The organism is Acinetobacter endophylla, assembly GCF_053543775.1.
Window position 1 is genome coordinate 74059 of sequence record NZ_JBLVOM010000312.1, and the last position, 15993, is coordinate 90051.

10 protein-coding genes and 1 other RNA gene are annotated in these 15993 nt (G+C 43.0%); 6 read left to right on the plus strand and 5 right to left on the minus strand.

Annotated elements, in window-relative coordinates:
• Window position 1: 1 nt before the first annotated feature.
• Window positions 2–3607 (minus strand): AAA family ATPase, encoded by a 3606-nt coding sequence (locus ACNPNW_RS16865; RefSeq protein ID WP_420937997.1) that lies wholly within the window; start codon window positions 3605–3607, stop codon window positions 2–4.
• A gap of 8 nt (window positions 3608–3615) precedes the next feature.
• A complete protein-coding gene (locus ACNPNW_RS16870) occupies window positions 3616–4869 on the minus strand; it encodes an exonuclease SbcCD subunit D (RefSeq protein WP_420937998.1) in 1254 nt (417 codons plus the stop codon).
• 471 nt (window positions 4870–5340) lie between these two features.
• Here ACNPNW_RS16870 and ACNPNW_RS16875 point away from each other — a divergent pair, with 471 nt between their 5' ends.
• Together ACNPNW_RS16875 and ACNPNW_RS16880 are read left to right on the plus strand one after the other, a co-directional pair.
• Entirely contained in the window at window positions 5341–5799 is a 459-nt protein-coding gene (locus ACNPNW_RS16875) for an ABZJ_00895 family protein (protein ID WP_005107697.1), read from the plus strand.
• Window positions 5800–5953: 154 nt separating this feature from the next.
• The gene (locus tag ACNPNW_RS16880) at window positions 5954–6859 is read left to right on the plus strand and encodes a TIGR01777 family oxidoreductase (RefSeq protein ID WP_420937999.1); all 906 of its coding nucleotides are present in this window, start codon (window positions 5954–5956) and stop codon (window positions 6857–6859) included.
• Here ACNPNW_RS16880 and thiO read toward each other — a convergent pair.
• Window positions 6848–7972: a glycine oxidase ThiO gene (gene thiO / locus ACNPNW_RS16885; protein ID WP_420938000.1), complete on the minus strand. Its 1125-nt coding sequence runs from the start codon at window positions 7970–7972 to the stop codon at window positions 6848–6850. The genes ACNPNW_RS16880 and thiO overlap by 12 nt on opposite strands.
• Window positions 7973–7987: 15 nt before the next feature.
• Window positions 7988–9001 (minus strand): porphobilinogen synthase, encoded by a 1014-nt coding sequence (hemB, locus tag ACNPNW_RS16890; RefSeq protein WP_004646145.1) that lies wholly within the window; start codon window positions 8999–9001, stop codon window positions 7988–7990.
• A gap of 105 nt (window positions 9002–9106) precedes the next feature.
• On the opposite strand from hemB, the gene ACNPNW_RS16895 reads away from it, so the two are divergent.
• Window positions 9107–9604: a thioesterase family protein gene (locus tag ACNPNW_RS16895; RefSeq protein ID WP_004646146.1), complete on the plus strand. Its 498-nt coding sequence runs from the start codon at window positions 9107–9109 to the stop codon at window positions 9602–9604.
• A gap of 78 nt (window positions 9605–9682) precedes the next feature.
• Here the strand turns inward: ACNPNW_RS16895 and glpK are convergent, their stop codons facing one another.
• Window positions 9683–11167 carry a glycerol kinase GlpK gene (gene glpK / locus ACNPNW_RS16900; protein ID WP_420938001.1) on the minus strand — a complete coding sequence of 495 codons (1485 nt, stop codon included), beginning with the start codon at window positions 11165–11167 and terminating at the stop codon, window positions 9683–9685.
• Window positions 11168–11297: 130 nt separating this feature from the next.
• Between glpK and ssrA the strand changes: the two genes are divergently transcribed.
• The 3 genes from ssrA to ACNPNW_RS16915 all read left to right on the plus strand — a co-directional run bounded on the left by ssrA (window position 11298) and on the right by ACNPNW_RS16915 (window position 15714).
• Window positions 11298–11656, plus strand: a transfer-messenger RNA (tmRNA) gene (gene ssrA / locus ACNPNW_RS16905).
• A 183-nt stretch (window positions 11657–11839) separates the two neighbouring features.
• Window positions 11840–12976: a tyrosine-type recombinase/integrase gene (locus ACNPNW_RS16910; protein ID WP_151984794.1), complete on the plus strand. Its 1137-nt coding sequence runs from the start codon at window positions 11840–11842 to the stop codon at window positions 12974–12976.
• A gap of 254 nt (window positions 12977–13230) precedes the next feature.
• Window positions 13231–15714, plus strand: a complete 2484-nt coding sequence (locus tag ACNPNW_RS16915) for a hypothetical protein (RefSeq protein ID WP_151984797.1) — start codon at window positions 13231–13233, stop codon at window positions 15712–15714.
• Window positions 15715–15993: the final 279 nt, after the last annotated feature.

Consider the following 15993-nt stretch of genomic DNA (forward strand, 5'->3'; position numbering starts at 1 on the left):
CTTAGCCTATAATCTGAATGGTACTTGCACCTGCACCAACCGGTTTGACCTGAATCTGTACCGGAATACGTTCATGCATTTCCTGCACATGCGAGATTAATACAACTTTACGACCCTGACTTTGTAAATGATCCAGTGCATTCATCACCATATGTAACGAAGCAGGATCTAGCGTACCAAAACCTTCATCAATAAACAGTGATTCCAGTTTCATGGAGCCGGAGGCCATATTGGCAATCGCCAAAGCCAAAGCCAATGAAACCAGGAAGGTTTCACCCCCCGATAGGGACAGCACAGGGCGGACTTCACTATTCATGTCCAGATCAATAATCGCCAGACTCAGGCTATCCGGAATACGGTGTAACTGATAGCGGGGTGCCAACGGTTGCAACTGCTGATTTGCATATTCCACCAGAATATCCAGATGATGTTCCTGGGCAATTTTCTGGAATTTGGTACCTTCCTTATGTCCGATCAGGTCGTAAATACGACCCCAACGGTATTCTTCTGCTTTGATCTGCTCAATTTGCTGCTGATATTTGGCATAGGTGTTTTGATTATTGGCATTCATACGCAGTTTGGCATCAGTTTCATTGAGCACTTCCTGCTGCGTTATTTTTTCCTGATGCAGCGTACTCAGCTTTTGTGCAATGTCCTCAAATTCATGTTCTGGCTGCAGTTTTAAATGAGCCTGATATTGTTCTTCCAGTAATTGCCAGGCTGTTCTGGCATTTTCGAGTGCCTGTTTCTGGCTGGCCAAATTCTGACGAATGCGTTGATGGTTGCTCAGATCAATACTGAGCCATTGTTCAATTTGAGCTGCCGTCACTTGCGGATGTGCTGCTTGCCATGCCTGAATATCTTGCTGATATTGAGCCAATTGCTGATCGATCTGCTGAAGTTGGCTGATAAATTCTTGCAATTTTAAATGGGTTTGATGCCACTGTTTTTCGGCCTGCACCGTGCATTGCCGCTGTTGTTCTAAAGCCTGCGCTAAGGTCTTGGCTTGCTGATCCAGCGCATCACGCCATTCTGCAGTGACACGGTAGACTTGTCCTGCATGCGCTTTGGTCAGTTCAGCCAGTTGTTGACGCAAGTCTTTGCCTTGCTGAATCAACTGCTCTACAGACTGGCTCAATTGAGCAAAATTTTGCTGTTCCAATTGTAGTCGATACTGGCTTTTGTCCAAGATCTGCTGCTGTTGATGCAGGTCGGATTCCAGCTGCTTTTGTACTGCCAACTGCTGCATGCGCTGCTCTAATTGTCGTTGCAACTGAGGTAAGCAGAGCATAGGCGGTTGCGACTGGTATTGCTCGGGCAGGATGCTTAAAACTGGGTGGATCAGCTGGTCGAGTTGCTGACGTTGCTGTAGAGCCAGTTGTAATTGGTGCAATTGCTGTTGTTGTTGACGCCATTGTTGTAATTGTTGCTGGAGCTGTTGTTCCTGCTGTTGGGACAGTTCTAGCTGCTGGACCAGACTTTGAGTGTGATTTGCCAGTAGCTGGATGAATGTAGGAAGATCATTGTGCTGCTCGGTAATCACTTCCAGTTTAAGTAGTTGAGATTTACAGTCAGCAGAGGATTGTTGAATCTGGTTTTGCAGGATCTGGCAACGCTGTTGCTGCTGCTCAATTACTGTTTGTGCTTTGGATATTTCAATACGTTGCTGCTGCTGAGATTGCAGTTGCTGATCGAGCTGCTGTTTTGCCTGCCGTAACTGTTGCTCCTGTAACTGGCTTAGGCTCTGTTCCAGACGTTCATGGGCGGCATCGACAAAAGGATGGACGATACTCCCACAGACCATGCATGGCTCATCCGGTTTTAACTGGCCACGAAGATCCTGCACACTTTGTGCATGCAATAAACGTTGCTGGGCTAGTATTTGTTCCAGGTGTTCATAGGCCTGTTGTTCAGCCTGAATCTGCTGATGCAGTGCCTGTTCGGCCTCTTGCTGCATTTTCAGTTGCTGCTGTTGGCTATCTACAGCAGAGTGCAGTTTTTCAAATTCTTGTGATTGTTGAACGACTTGTTGCACCTGCTTTTGCAACAGGTCGAGCTGACGCTGTTCCGCTTGGCGTTGCTGACGCATTTCCTGAATGGTTTTGAACTGCTCTTCCAGCTGTTCCAGACTATGATGCTGTTGTATCCACTGGTTCAGATTTTCTGAAAGTGCTGTAACGGTTTTTTCCAGTTCAGGCAAAGGCAGCTTCAGGCTGTCCGGATTCTGTTGCTGCAGTTGCTGATACTGACGCATAAAGTCTTGTATGCGTTGCAAGGTACTTTGCGGCTCCAGATCGAATACATTTAAAAAGCCAGATTCAGCCAATTGCTGTGCAACTTTTTCTTGCCGAGCTTGTAGTTGATTCAAAGTCTGTTGTTGCTGTCGCAGTTGTTCTTCTAAAGGCTGTAGACGAAGAGTTTGAAACTGGCTTTGCTCTGCATGCAGTTTTTTGTACTGCTCTGATACCGTCTCAATTGCATGATCCAGTCTTAAACCTGCTTCCAGATGCGGTTTCAGGTCTGCCAAGTGTTGCTGAAACTGTTGCTGCTGTTGTTGTAAGGCTGTAAGTTTGGCTTCTTCTGCTACAAAGCTCTGTTTGAGCGTTTCAAATTCCAGCGTAAATTGGGTGTGCTGGTGCTGAATCAGCTCTTTTTGAGGGGCTAGACGGGTACGACTGACAAACTGATCCCGGATCGACTGGAATTCATCCAGCTGCTCCAGTAGCTGTTGCTGTCCTGCAGACTTATTTACTGCATCCTGCTGTACTTCGTAGACTTCTTTTTTTGCATGGACTTCTGCATAGAGTTTATGTCGGTCCAGATGCCATTGTTTCTCATTTTCCAGCAGTTTTTCTGATTGCTGCAAATTCTGAAGTTGTAAAGACAAAGAGCTCTGCTGCTGTTGTAAAGCGCTGATGTCTTCTTCAGACAGAATTTCAATATGCCCGATCAGCTTTTCCAGATCGTTGCGCTTGTTTTTGACTTCGCTGAATTTCTCTGCAGCTTTCTGACTAACCAGACTGAAAATCTGTGAATTGGTGAGATATTCCAGCAAGTCTGCGCGTTCATTATCTTTGGCTTTAAGAAAGGCACCAACTTCCGACTGTGCCAATAAAACTGCGCGGGTAAACTGCTCAAAACTTAAGCCCACCAGTTTTTCAATGAGGGGGGTGACTTCCGATATTTTTTGCGTCAGTGTCGTGTCATCATCCAGACATTTGACGTAGCGGTCTACTTTTAGATTGCCATCGACTTTCTGGCGTGCCCGTTTAATTTCCCAGCGTGCCATATAGCGTTTGCTGTCGAGTGCAATAAATTCCAGTTCGGCAAAACCATGCACGCAGCCACGGCGCAGAATATTCTTGGAATCCTTGATGGACACATCCTGACCGCCAGTATCTTTGAGGCTGCCTGTGGCACCTTTTAGGCGGGGGATTTCATTATATAGCGCCAGGCACATGGCATCGAGCAGGGTGGATTTCCCGGCACCAGTTTTGCCGGTGATGGCAATCAGGCCGGCATGAGCCAAAGGACTCGATTCAAAATCAATATGATGAGTGCCGGTGAGGGAGGCCAGATTATGAAGACTTAGACGTAAAATTTTCATGGCCGATCCTAGGCTTGTTGTTTTTGTGCAAGTTCGTGTTGGGCTTCATTCAGTAATTCCTGAAAATCCCGTTGTACCGAATGATCCTGCTCATAGCCCATTTTTTTCCAGATATTGAAAAATAGCGATTCCGGGGTAGGGGGTGCCAGATCAATTTTAGACTGGCTTGAACTAAGGTCGACCTGTTGCTGGTAAATCCGGCTGATGCGCAGCAGTCGGTAACGGTTAGCAGGTAGGGCCTGTTCTATTTGCTGACGCAGGTCTACCGGAGGCGGCGCATCGGTCGTGTATTCCACTTCCAGAAAATGCCGTGCAGAAAGCTGCTCGATTTCTCCGGCAGGCAAGGCCTGAATTGTAGCTATTAAATTTTCCAGCTTTTCACGAATGCGGAACAGCTCGACAGTACGCGGAATGCTTAAGGCATCGTACTGAAAGCGGTTTTCCGGGTTTTGTTCAGGGTCAATCCTGACTTCAACTATTTGATGCTTATAATTAATCTCACTAAATGACAGCGGAATTGGGGAGCCACTATAGCGAATATGCGGCTGACCAACCTTTTGTGGTTTATGCAAATGCCCTAGCGCGACATAATCAATCATGTCATCAAACAGCGCCGTCGACAGGGCCTCTTCATTGCCGACAATAATCGGACGTTCAGAGTCGGAGGTCTCACCACCTTGCATGTGCGCATGTGACATTAAAATTAGTGCCTGATGTGGCTGTTTGCGGGCTCTGGCTTCGGCAATCAGTTGTTGATGTAGATAACTGATCGCGTTCTGGTTATTGCTGGTATGTTCATTCAGTCCGGTAATTTCGGCACTGCGTAAATAGGGTAGGGTCAGACACCAAGCGATGATATTTTTATCCTGATCATAAATAGGAATCAGCAGACGATCCAGGTTCAGGGTATTTTCTGCCGTGCGGCCTACAATTCCCACTGCTTTGGCATTAAATTTGGCCAGCAAGGGTTCAACCTGTTCGATCCGGTAACCGGAATCATGATTGCCTGCAATCATTAGGGTTTGCATATGCGGCGCCAAGTCATGAGCATCGGCCAGAAACTGGTACAGCTGTCTTTGCGCACTGGAAGCTGGATTGATCACATCAAAAATATCGCCGGCAATCAGCAAGGCATGCGGTTGCTTTTTTTTAATTTGCTCAAGTAGCCAAGTCAAAAACTGCGCATGTTCAAATTCACGGTCATGGTTATGGAAAAATTGTCCCAGATGCCAATCGGAAGTGTGAAGAAAATGAACCGCCATGTAATGAACCCCTAATATCTGCCTTGCTACTATAGGAAAAAGCACAGGTAAAAATCTACTTGAAAACGATATTTCAGCGAATTGTTTGTGATGTGGGGGCTGAATTTATTTTGATCAGTATGAAAATAAGCAAAGGATTACAACTAAATCATCAGATATCGAAGGCTCTGCAAGCTATCAGATTTTAAAAAAATAAGGATTTTAAAAAAATAAAAACCGACGATTCGAGTGATGATGAAATCGTCGGTCAAATTTGTGTTACATGAAGATTTTGGCTGCTATTCAAAATTTCCCTGTACACTGGACTTATTGCTTTAGCTCTAAAGGTCAGCAAAAATTCGTGGATGCCAGTCCAAATTTTTGTACCTTGTACCCTATATAACGTCACCCTGTAGTGGATGGTTGACAATAAAATGAAAAAAAACCTGATTTTTTTTATACTAGCTTGTTGAAGATCACTGAGTCATGCATATGTTGCCGCTAAGTCGTTATTTTATCTGGTTTTTCGTTATATGTTTTATTTTTACCTGTATTTGCGGTGTACTGGCAGCCTTGCTGCCGATGGGCATGGGCGCAGTTTTGACGATTGTTCCCTATCTGGTGGCCATGATTTGGGTGCTTTTTAAATTTCTAAAACAGCAAAAACGTGCGCCGACCCAAGCAGAGCGTAAAAAATTCACCTTGGGTTTTAGCCTGATTTACTGGGGCTATAATTTATTATTCCTCTTGCTCGGTATTGTCATTGCCACCCGTTCCAATCCGAATGCCTGGCAGGACTTTCTGTTGTATCTACAGCAGCCACAATTTATGAGTATTGTGCTGATCATGTTCCTGATGATCGCAATTCCACTGTATCTGCTGACCTACTGGTTTTATGGCAAGCAGGCCCAGCGTATGGCAGAGAAAATGTTTGGCCATCCACCTCAGTAAGTATAGATGAATCATTTTGTGACCTGATCTTCATAAATTAATTGAATGATGAAAGATACAAATTCTCCACTACAAAAATATTCCTGCTTTAAAAAAGCTGAAGATGAGTGGCGTATAATTTAAACCAAGAAAATAATAAGGCGAAGAATGACTAATGTATAAACCTGTAGTGCTGGTGACGGGAGCGAGTGGTTTTATTGGCAGTCATCTCGTGCGTTTTTTACTGGAGCGTGATTATCGGGTGATTGGTCTGACCCGTCAGAAAAATAAACCTGAACTACATCCAGACTTCCACTGGATTAACCAGCTGGATGAATTAAAACAGCATCAGATTGATTATGTGGTGAATCTGGCTGGCGAAAGCATCGGTCAGGGCCGTTGGACAGCAGCGCGTAAAAAGAAATTGCTGGATAGCCGTTTAGACACCACCAAACAGTTATTTGATTATTTAGAAAAATATCAGATTAAATCGAAACGGATTATTTCGACATCCGCCGTTGGTTATTATGGCATTGATCCGGCTGAGCGCTGGGAACAGTTCTGCACGGAACAAAGCCCGCCACAAGATATTTTTATGTCTGAACTTTGTGCGAAGTGGGAACAGCTGGCCTTGTCCTATACGAACCAGAACACCAAGATTGTTCGCTTTGCTGTGGTGTTTGGCAAAGGTGGCGGGATTCTTCCGCAGATGCTATTGCCGATTAAATTGAATCTCTTCGGGCGGATTGGTCATGGACGTCAGCCAGTGACCTGGGTACATTTAGAGGATGTACTGCGTGCGATTGAATTCTTGATGCTTGAGGATACGACCGAGCAGATCTTTAATGTGGTCGCGCCAGAAAAAAGCAGTCAGGCCCAGTTTGCACGAACTGCGGCCCAGATTCTGAAGCGCAAACCCTTATTGCCATTACCCGCATGCAGTCTGAAAATAATGCTGGGAGAACAATCCCAACTGGTATTAAACGGTCAGTATGTACAGCCCAAAGCCTTGCAGGAGGCTGGATTCCAGTTTCATTATCCAACCCTGAAAGAGGCGCTGGATAATATCCTAAAGCGCTAAGCGACTGGGCTCTAATAAACGGAGTGGATCATAAGGATCTGGATCAACGATTGGCGTTTGTTCAAGGATGAGTTGAGCGAGCAGTTTGCCTGAGGCCGGCCCCATACATAAACCATTCCGGAAATGTCCAAAATTGGCCCAGGCATTTTGTAGCTTGGGAATTTTGCCAATATAAGGAATACCATCGGGTGAGCTGGGTCTTAATCCGGCCCATTGCTTGACCAGCGGAAAATCTGCCAGTTCCGGCACCATCTCGATGCACGCCTGTAAAATATCCTGCCGAATTTCGCTAGAAGGCGAGGTGTCAAAACCGACCTGACGCATACTGGACCCACATAAAACATGCCCGTCTTGTCGTGGAATCAGATACATGACCTTATGCATGCACATGGTCGGCAGCCAGTTTTCTGGCGTTTTAAACAGCAGCATCTGACCTTGCACCGGTTGTACCGGAATTTCCAAACCAAGTTGCTGTGACCAGTATTGTGACCATGCTCCGGTTGTGAACACATACTGATCTGCCTGAAAAAGCCGGCCATGTTCATCTGAGATACTGTTTACACAGCCTTGCTGAATATTGAGCCGAGTGATTTTACAGTCTTCTTGCCAGGTGACACGAGGATGGTGCTTCAAATAGCGAATGATCGACTGTAATAACCGTGGATTACGGATATTGGCCAGTTCAGGGAAATAAATCGCCTGTTTGAATTTGCTCTGATTAATTCTGGGATTGATCTGTTGCAGTTTAGCTTGATCAAGTAATTTTGCCTGTTGCTGCGGCTCTTGATGTGTTGCGGCATAACTTAAACCGATTTCAAAATCGGATTCATCAAAAATCAGCATACCTGTTTCATGAATCTGGAAATCGATGCCAGTGACAGGTTGCAGTTTTTGATTCCAGTCCTGATACAGCGGTTTGGCATGTCGGGCCAGAGCATTTACAGCAGCGGGATAACGCCACGGATACATCGGGGAGAGGATGCCTCCTCCAGCCCAGGATGCAGCCTGCCCGGCGGCCTGTTGATCAAAAAGGGTAACAGAACATCCCTGTTGAAGCAGTTCCAGCGCCGACATCAGACCGGTGATGCCAGCGCCGATAATGGCAATATGCATTGCGCCGAAATCCTTTTACTTCATGTCTTTCAGTTTAAGCGCAGCTTCTTCAGCAAAATAGGTCCAGATACCATCTGCACCGGCACGACGACAGCTCATCAATGATTCTAAAATGACGCTATCAGATAACCAGCCATTTTGAATTGCCGCAGCCAGCATCGCGTATTCGCCACTGACCTGATAGACAAAGGTTGGTACGCCAAAAGTGTCTTTGACTTCGCGGACGATATCCAGATAAGGCATGCCCGGTTTAACAATCACCATGTCTGCACCTTCCTGAATATCCAGCGCAATTTCATGCAGGGCTTCAGCACGGTTACCGACATCCATCTGGTAATTGTATTTATTGCCGCCTTTTAAGTTGCTGGCAGAACCGACTGCATCACGGAACGGGCCATAGAAACTTGATGCATATTTGGCTGAATAGGCCATGATCGAAGTATAGATATGACCATTTTGCTCAAAGGCCTGACGAATCGCACCGATCCGGCCATCCATCATGTCACTTGGAGCAAACACATCTGCACCGGCTTCGGCATGGCTCAAGCCCTGTTTAATCAGGCACTCGACCGTTTCATCATTTAAGACATAACCGTTCTCATCAATAATGCCGTCCTGACCATGCGTGGTATACGGGTCTAATGCGCCGTCAGTAATCAGCACCATTTCCGGCAGTTCTTTTTTCAATAAACGCAAGGTGTTTTGCACTAGACCATCTTCACGCCATGCGGCTTCTGCAGTCAGGCTTTTATCTTCTTGTGGGGTGACCGGGAACAACGCCAGTTTATTGACACCGAGTTCCAGCAGACGTTCTGATTTTTTTAACAACAAGTCCGCTGACAGGCGCTGGATATTCGGCATACTTGGAATATCTTGGGTCTGGTTTTGTCCTGGGAGGACAAATACTGGATAAATGAGATGATCTGCCGCGAGATGGGTTTCACGAACCATCGAACGTAAATGTTCATTTTTACGAATACGACGCATGCGAGTTGCAGGAAACGCGGGACGATTGAACGTATAAGTCATAAAAATCTCAGTAATCAGTATTAAACTAGGCCTCTATTGTAGCCCTAACTCAAATTTTTGGGCATAAATTAGCGGTTTTTTATTGTGGTGGATTCGGGCAGAGTGATGAGTAAGACAGAGAGAAACTGGACGGGTAATATACATCTGGGCTCGAAAGTGGATATTGATGTAGTCCTGAACCAGCTGGTACATGCTTTTAATAGCTCTCCTTTTTTTAAGCATAACGGCATGACCATGCGGGTGGTCGAGGGCCAGATTGAGGCCTATGTAGAAATGCAGGATTTCATGATTGGTAATGTGGCTTTCCAGATTCTGCATGGCGGTCTGGCTGCAACTGTACTGGATAGTGTCGGTGGTATTGTGGCCATGGGCGAGCTGTATAAAAAAGCTGAACCGGAAACGATTGCAGATACCATTAAAAAAGTATCGCGTCTGGCGACGGTCGATATGCGGGTGGATTATCTGGCGCCTGGACGTGGCAAATATTTTATCGCGCGTGCAGAAACCTTACGTTTGGGGCGTAAGGGCTGCACCATGCGCATGACCATGGTCAATGATGAAGATAAGGCGATTGCAACAGCGATTGCTTCTTATGCCTATTAATGAAATCGTGAACTGAGGGAGTTAAAAGCACTGTTTAACAGTGCTTTTTTATGATGATCAAATATGAACCTAGAGGATTTAGAGATCAGATTTAGCCCGTTTCAAGGCATTTTGCCATTTGGCTAAATGCATTTCTCTTTCGTCATTTTGCATTTTGGGTTCAAAAGCACGGTCCAGCTGCCAGGACTGGGAAATTTCATCCAGGTTTGAAAATACGCCAGCTTTTAATCCGGCCATAGCGGCCGCGCCCCAAGCAGTAGCTTCCAGCATTTTCGGACGCAGTACCGGTACATTCAGAATATCGGCCTGAAATTGCATCAGCATGTCATTGCTGCTGGCACCACCATCAACCCGCAGTTCTTTAAGAGGATGTGCAATATCAGATTGCATCGCACTGAGCACATCCGATACCTGAAAGGCGATTGATTCTAATGCGGCACGAGCGATATGCGCTTTGGTCGTACCGCGTGACATGCCACAGAGTAAGGCACGTGCTTCACTATCCCAATGCGGCGCGCCCAGTCCGGTAAATGCGGGAACCAGAACCACGCCGTCACTATGCTCGACCTGATGCGCCAGTTTTTCCACATCACTGCTTTTTTGAATAATTCCGAGGCCATCGCGTAACCATTGCACTACAGCACCAGCCATAAATACGCTGCCTTCGAGCGCATAGGTAGTTTGGCCCTGGGCTTGCCAGGCGAGAGTAGAAAGCAGCTTGTTCTGGCTAAGCTGAATGTTATGTCCGGTATTGAACAGCATAAAGCAGCCAGTACCATAGGTGTTTTTAGCACTGCCCACCTCAAAACAGGACTGGCCAAAGAGTGCAGACTGCTGATCCCCCAAAATTCCGGTAATGGGAATATTGGCCCCCAGTAAGCCAGAAGCCGTGTCAGCGACATAACAGTCAGAAGAGATAATTTTCGGTAAGACCGAAACCGGAATATTAAACAGCTCGAGTAGCTCTTCATCCCACGATTGTTGCTGCAGATTCATTAACATGGTACGAGAAGCGTTACTGGCTTCAATGACGTGCTCTGCACCTTGGGTCAGATTCCAGATCAGCCAGCTATCGATAGTGCCAAATGCCACATGGCCCTGTTCAGCAAGTGCCCGTACCCCCTCGACATGCTCTAAAAACCAGACCAGTTTTCCCGCACTAAAATAAGGATCAATCCGTAGGCCGGTTTTTTGCTGAATTTTGGACATCAGGCCTTGTTCAATCAGCCGGTTACACCAGTCAGATGTACGACGGTCCTGCCAGACGATTGCCGGAGCGAGCGGTTTGCCGTTTCTACGATCCCAGACTACGGTCGTTTCGCGCTGGTTAGTCAGGCCAAGGGCTTTAATATCTTTTGCCAGAATACCTGCAGTCGCCAAAGCTTGTTGTACCACGGCAATCTGTGAGCTCCAGATTTCTTGAGCATCCTGTTCCACCCAGCCCGAATGTGGGGTGTGGATATGCGTTTCACGTTGAGCCGTTGCCTGAACTTGTCCATGTTCATTAAAAATAATGGCCCGACTTGACGTAGTTCCCTGATCTAGTGCCAGTAAATAGCTCATAATTTTTCTGTTATTTGGCTTGAAAAGTAAAATATTAGCGCAATAATGTAATTAAGCGCATCAAGTTGTGTAAATATTCAGAAAATACATCGTAATTTTTGACATTTATGCTATGATTGCCTTGTACTTTGGGGGTGTTTCTGGCTTCGACGCTGGTGATGAAACTCATAGATGCATGCCGAGAGCGCATTTTCTCTCGTAAATCAAATTTGCATTTTTTAGTCGCAAACGACGAATCATACGCTCTAGCTGCCTAAGGGCAGCTTGTCCGCCTCTCCGAATACTTGTGGTTAGAGAGTCCGACTGAAGCGCACGCACACAAGTCCGTATAAAGCCAAGCCTCGGGGCTTTGTACTAAATCAAGAGGATCGCGATTTGTACCCTGTTCGTCGGGTCACAAAGAGTTAAAACAATAGACGATATCTAAGCATGTAGTATTCTCGAGCGTAGTGCTGGCGGACGCGGGTTCAACTCCCGCCACCTCCACCAAAATTCTTTCCGAAGTAATCCATCGGAATCTAAAAAAGCCTTTAAACTCAATGTTTAAAGGCTTTTTTATTGGTTGTATTGTCCGACCCTATTCTAAGCTGTTTGACCCTATTTTTGCTTTATGAGGGTCAAAATTGGGACAATTTGACCCACTAAATAAGTTTAATTATGTGGGACAAAGATATGTCACTTACTGATGTGCAATGTAAAAAAGCACTACCGCAGGAAAAACAGTACCGCCTTTCTGATAGTAATGGTCTGTCTTTACGAATCGATCCGAATGGCAAAAAATATTGGTCTCTCAGATATACGGAAAATGGACAAAGAAAGTCCAAAGCAATAGGTATCTATCCTGAGCTAAGTTTAAAGCGTGCAAGGGAGATCGCGCTTGATCTGAGATATAAACTCAAAAATACAACTGAGGTCGAGCAGGAGCATCCTTGTTTTAAGGAAGTCGCAGAGGATTGGTTCAATAATCAAAAAGAAACCTGGTCATCGAAACATATTAGTAATGTACGAGCTTCATTGGATGAGCTTTATATTGCTCTCGCTAATAAGCGTATTAATCAAATTCAGGCACCTGAGATTCTGCAGATCGTTAAGAAGATTGAAGCTAGAGGCTCACTTGAAATTGCAAAACGTACCTTATCTCGTTGCGGCATGGTCATGAAGTATGCAATTGCGCATGGTTATCGTTATGATAATCCGGCAGGTGATCTAGTTTATGCTCTCAAGAATAAAAGAGTCAAAAACCTGGCTTCCCTTACTGCTTCTGAAATGCCTGAATTTTTAAGAAGGGTAAGAGCATACCCAAGTGATGCTCAGACACATCATGCGATTATTCTGATTATGCTGACAGGTGTTCGGGTTAGTGAGTTGCTGCAAGCACGCTGGGAAGAATTTGATTTGGAAGGACGTAAGTGGGATATCCCTGAAGAACGAATGAAGAACCGTCTTCCGCATCGTGTACCGTTGACGGACATGATGATTGCTGAGCTTCAAGCTTTACGTTTAACACATAATCAAGTGCTGTTATTTCCCCATCGTCTAAATAATAAAGAACCGATGCGTAGTGAGTCTATTTTGGCTGTGATCAAACGTTCAGGCTATGCGGGACGAATGACCACACATGGTTTTAGATCTTTATTCAGTACTATCGTAAATGAATCGAATCTGTTTAATCCAGATGCCATTGAGCGCCAACTTGCTCATGTGCCTCAAAATAGAATTCGCTCGGCATATAACCGAGCGCAATATTGGGATGAGCGAGTGAGAATGATGGAGTGGTATGAGGGGGAAGTGAAGGATTGGCTGAATTAAATGACTAAAAAAAGTCACAAAAACCACGCTAAAAAGCGTGGTTTTTTTTCATCGTTATAACTAAAACCTCAGTAGGTGCAATGTCTTAATAGTTTTTAAATAGGAGTCTAAATTTTAGAGCATAGGGTTTAAAAGTATATAAATGGGGTATAACAGTTTTTATTTTTTATTGATAGAAGACGGAAAGCTTGAAATATAAGGGTCAAAGGTGTTAATTTTTAACTATTATCTAAAAATACTAGAATATTTCAATCATGAATAAATTAAATCTTAAAGTTTTTAGGGAGCTCCCCGAAATTGGGCAATTAGAAAAACTGAGTGATAAAGAAATTTTTGGTTTTTTGAAGCGTTACTATACTGATAGTTATCAGCTTTCAATTACTCAAAATAGGAAAATTCATAAAGGCATATTTCTGGAGACTATCGAAACTTTAGAAACACTGTATGAGCGTTTAGAGTTAGTTGAAGAATTTATTGGTTATACGAAAGTAGATTGGGAAGACGCTTGTCTTTCAAAAAATGAGGCGAGAAAAAAGCAGATAGTTGAGTTTTATAATGGTCTAGTAGTAGATGTTGCACTTATGAAACTAACAACTACGTATTACAAGTTACTACAAAAAATTCATGCTTTTATTGATTTTATAGATAAAGAAAGATCATGTATCTTCAGAAGTGAGATTCAATCTGACAGGTGGAAAGTTGAAGACTTTCCTCATGAGAATGTATTTGAGACGATTGATCAATATAAGCATTATTTAAGTGATCAAAACAACTATAAATTTAATTTCGATCAAGATAAAAATAAAGATGAGAAAATTGCCTGTGAAATTTTGGATGTGCTAAATGGCGTTAAGAAAATTAGACAAGCACTTGTATTGGTAAAATTTCAGGTACGAGATTTTTCTGATAAGGAGATTAAAAATCTAACTCAAACTAGTCAAGTAGATCACATATTAGCTAAAGCTTCGGTCGAAAGAAAAATACAATTGTTAGTAGAGGAGTTAAATGATCTTGAATTAGGGAATCATTTACCTTGGTTATCTATCCTTATAAAAGGTGAGATAGAGCTGAATGGTGAAGTTCGATTAATGCTTGGATTTATTCTAGACAGTTCAACACATCAAATAGATACCAATCAAATCAAGGAGTCATTACATAGTGATTTAGATACATTTTTTCATGGTAGTAAGATTGCTCCTTTTATTCAGTCGAAAATCATTGCGATTGATCAAATTCTTGATCACTTAGGTGTAAAAGAAATAAAAGAATTCAAACTCCCCAATCGTAAAAAAATGTCTCTTATGCTGAAGTGGTTTGTAGGATTGTTTTATGGAATGGGAAAGATTATTAGTCCTGATAATTACACTGTCGAGAGTAAATTAGTTACTGTTCCTGTACGTCTAATTACAAGAAAAGCTGATTGTCATTTAAAAGATCGAAATGATAAGAGAAAGTCAAAAAGACAAGAAAAAGATGATCTAGAGAAAAAGTCATATGATTTTAACTCAGTATGGGAGGATACCAGTTTAGTTAAATATGCCCCTGAATATGCGAAGTCCATTCATCAGTTTTATGGAAAGTTACAATACTCTGAAGAATTAGAGAACTGGCAAATAAAAATATTACAAAGAGTCAATTTGTTCCTAGCTTATTTAGAGGATGGATCTATTGACAATTTAGCCGCAGGACTGTCGATTAACCCTAATCCTTCTAAATGGCCGAATATGGTCAGGATGTATTTAGCTCTGTTAGATAATAGTAGGGATATCGATTTTTCTGGAATAGCTAATTGGACTATCTACAATACTTCATTGCTTCAGAGAAATTTAAGCTTGTCATTTTTAAAACGCCAATTACATGATAGAAATCTGGCTGAGGTGGCAGATCTAATAGCACGAGAGCTAGAAATAGTGAAGCAAAGCAATATCTCAATACCTCCAAGCAAACTATGTTATATGGAGAAGTTGGCACAAAAGAACGCGATATCAGCAAGGCACTATTTAAAAAATAGTTTTAAAGAAACTACAGTTCTACTGCGCTTTAAAATTGATAATAGTGAAAGTCGATTGGATATTAGTAGCTTAAAAATCATTGTTACTCAGTTTTTAAAGAAAGTAAAACGAGCTCCAAAGAGTATAGGAGCACATTTAGATGCTTATATTGGATACTTTGTTCTTCTTGATGGGAGATACTACTCTATTGACTGCACGGCTATTTTTTACCTTCGTACAGAGGCTGTTGTAGAAGATGTAAAATTTGAATTCGAGAACTATTGGAAGGAATTTACTAAGAGGTATACTGCTAAGCAAAAAGATACCCAGGAATTACCGGTCTTGAGAATAATTCCTAGTTTGTGGTTTAAAGAAAGCGGATCTCAGTATTTTGTTGTAAATAAAAGAGACAAGCTTATTCCACAGCTGATAAATGATCTTGTGAATTTCTATACTGCATATGAATACTTCGGTGGATATAAAAATACAGGACATAGCAATCATAAAAGACCTGAGCTATTTTTGAGAGGGAGAAATCGAAAGCCAATTGAGAAAAGTGAAGTAGATAAGCAATCACAACAATCTGATACTCAGGTCTTTCAGAAGGAGGGGATTCGAAATAATGAAAATTCAAAAGCAATTGTTGATGATCAAAAACAAGATTGGGACAGAATTGATGAGATTAAGAAGGAAAGGGTGCGAAATGCATTACTCAACCTGAAGCCTTTGACATCAACAGATGATTAATAATGATCATCAATATTTTGTAGCATTACAAAAAAATTGTCGCTTCGATATAGATAGGATATTTACTATGTTTTATTAGGAATTACATGTGTCAGTTCTAAGCTTGAGTTAGTACAACTTACAAAAAATAGTCCAAGGTTAAAGAGGTATATAAAGCTATATAATAATATCTATTAAATATATGATTTTATATACACTCTCATTATATAGAGCTCTTATCTAATTATAATCTATAAGTAATTTCTTATTGATTAGCCCTATTGCTATGTATTAACCACA